At 50.1% G+C, this 2,239-nt stretch carries 2 protein-coding genes and 1 pseudogene; all 3 read left to right on the top strand.

The features are described from left to right. Window positions 1-890, top strand: an 890-nt coding sequence (locus ACMUOV_RS08445; RefSeq protein ID WP_413854701.1) for a hypothetical protein, incomplete at its 5' end; no start/stop codon positions are given. Then, the gene (locus tag ACMUOV_RS08440; protein WP_413854700.1) at window positions 863-1,786 is read left to right on the top strand and encodes a hypothetical protein; all 924 of its coding nucleotides are present in this window, start codon (window positions 863-865) and stop codon (window positions 1,784-1,786) included. The genes ACMUOV_RS08445 and ACMUOV_RS08440, both read left to right, overlap by 28 nt. A gap of 10 nt (window positions 1,787-1,796) precedes the next feature. Beyond that, window positions 1,797-2,239, top strand: a pseudogene (locus tag ACMUOV_RS08435) (tRNA uridine-5-carboxymethylaminomethyl(34) synthesis GTPase MnmE); the annotation flags it as partial.

The following is a 2,239-nucleotide window of genomic DNA, read 5'->3' as shown; positions in this document are numbered from 1 at the left end:
GTGAAGATAAGACGTACTCTATTGATACCGTACACCGTGCTGACGAAGGTTGGTATCGGGTGGCTGTCGCCAATTCAGGTCAGACGAATATGCCTAACTGCCGTTCGGAGAGTGAACCTTTCCGGCTGAATACGATCTATTGCAACACCGCTACCGATCGCTATATCGATACCGTCGCTTGCGACACCTTGTTGCCGCTTGCTTGGCGAGGTCATACCTGGCCGGAAGTAGGTGCGCTCATTGATACGATTCGGGACATCGACATAGACGATAGTCTGTATGTCCATCTGCGTTTGGACACCGTCACCTGCTGTCCGGAAATCGTGCATATACGGGTCGATTCAGCTGTGTGCGACACCTTGATGCCGTTCCTGTGGTTCTATCAGGACACGATGGTGCTCTTCACCGACATCGGTTCGCACGAGATCGAGTACATCCATCCTAAATGGGAGAAATGTATCGGTGAGATCCATACCCTCACGCTCGATACCTTCCATTGTGAGCGTCTGTACCCGATCATTGTCAATAAATACAACTGGCAGTTACTGCTCGATCATGTATCGCTCAGGCGTTTCTTCCCGGGTTACACACCGCTTCGTTACCAATGGTACTGCGATTCGGTAGCCATCCCGGGTGCAACGATCGATGACTATTCCGAGGATCATGAACTGCACGGTCATTTCCAACTCTATGTGGAACTCGATCAGGGTGAGCATGCGTGGTCGAATGTGATCGATTTGAGTGACACGCCTGCACCGAAACCGGTTCACCAACGTATTTATAATGCGCAAGGTATATTGGTGGGAGAAGAGAAACTTTCACACGGTGTGTATCTGATCGTTTATGAGCAGGGAGACCGTGTTTGGACGGAAAAACGATTTGTTCCATGAGAAAAGTATGCTGCATATGGATCCTTTTGATGCCACTGATGGTGATGGCACAACACGCTTTTGAAGTAGGCGTGCGAGGAGGCGTCGCCGCATGGAGCAGTCAGACGCACTATGTGCGTCCTCTGCCGCATGTGCATGCCGGTTTGGAGATCGGATATGCGTACCATTCACCGCAGGTGATCGGTTTTCGTGCAGCCTTGACGCTGGATCGTCATCAGACTTCGTTCGGAAAAACGAACTACGAAGACAGTTATCAGACCATCGATGTGGACAACCAACTCATGCAGATCGATTACACGATAAGCAGTTTGAAAGAGACGTATGCTTTTTGGTCGGTAGGTGTACCGGTACAACTGTCTTTTACCTGGGAACAATTCAGTTTGGCATTGGGTCCCAAGTTTGTCTTCCCGTTAGCAGCAACGTGGCATGAGACGGTGAATCATGCGGCTTTGTCGGTTTATTATCCGGATTATGACAACCGCGTGTACGAGTCCATCCCCTTAGCGGCTTCGCAGGACTTTCAGATGGCAGAGAAGGGAAAACTGACGATGCCGAAGATACAATATTGGTTAGCGTCGGAATTGACGTACGCTATACCGCTGAACACCTACACGCGAAATCTCAACTCTTTCCTGACCGTAGGTGTGTATGTGGATTACTGTTTTTCCGGTGTGTCGATCGTACCGAATGAGGCGGAGTCCCTGATCATGCTTACGGACACACGGGACGGCATACCTTTGCAGCGAATCCTGTCACCGGTATTGAGTTCATCACGACAAAAAGAGGCACTCGTTTCGCATGCGACACTCCTGGATGTAGGAATTAAGATCGCTTATACGATCTCTCCATACAACCCGTTTAGTCGCAGGGCACAGAAGTGTCATTGTAATAAATAATAAGGAATTTATGTCAACGATTTGTGCAATATCCACCCCTTACGGTGCAGGCGGCATAGCAGTGGTCCGTGTTTCCGGCGAACAGGCGATACCCATCGTCGATCGTATTTTTTCGGGGCGAAAACAATTAGCGGAAGTTACACCCAATACCATTCATTTTGGTCGGATTCAACGTGCAGACGAGACGCTGGATGAAGTGCTTTGCTCCGTGTTTAAAGCACCGCATTCGTTCACGGGTGAGGACACGGTGGAAATCGCGTGTCACGGTAGTCTGTTTATTCAACAAGAACTACTGCGCTGGTTGATCGATGCCGGATGTAAGGCTGCAGAACCGGGTGAGTTCACGAGACGAGCGTTCTTGAATGGCAAGATGGATCTGACGCAAGCCGAGGCTGTCGCAGACCTGATCGCCGCGCAGAGTAAGGCGGAGAAAGACTTGGCGTTAAGTCAGTT

Origin of the sequence: Candidatus Ruminimicrobium bovinum, from assembly GCF_902760015.1 — a bacterium.
Classification (GTDB): domain Bacteria; phylum Elusimicrobiota; class Endomicrobiia; order Endomicrobiales; family Endomicrobiaceae; genus Ruminimicrobium; species Ruminimicrobium bovinum.
This window is presented reverse-complemented; position numbering and strand designations above follow the sequence as displayed.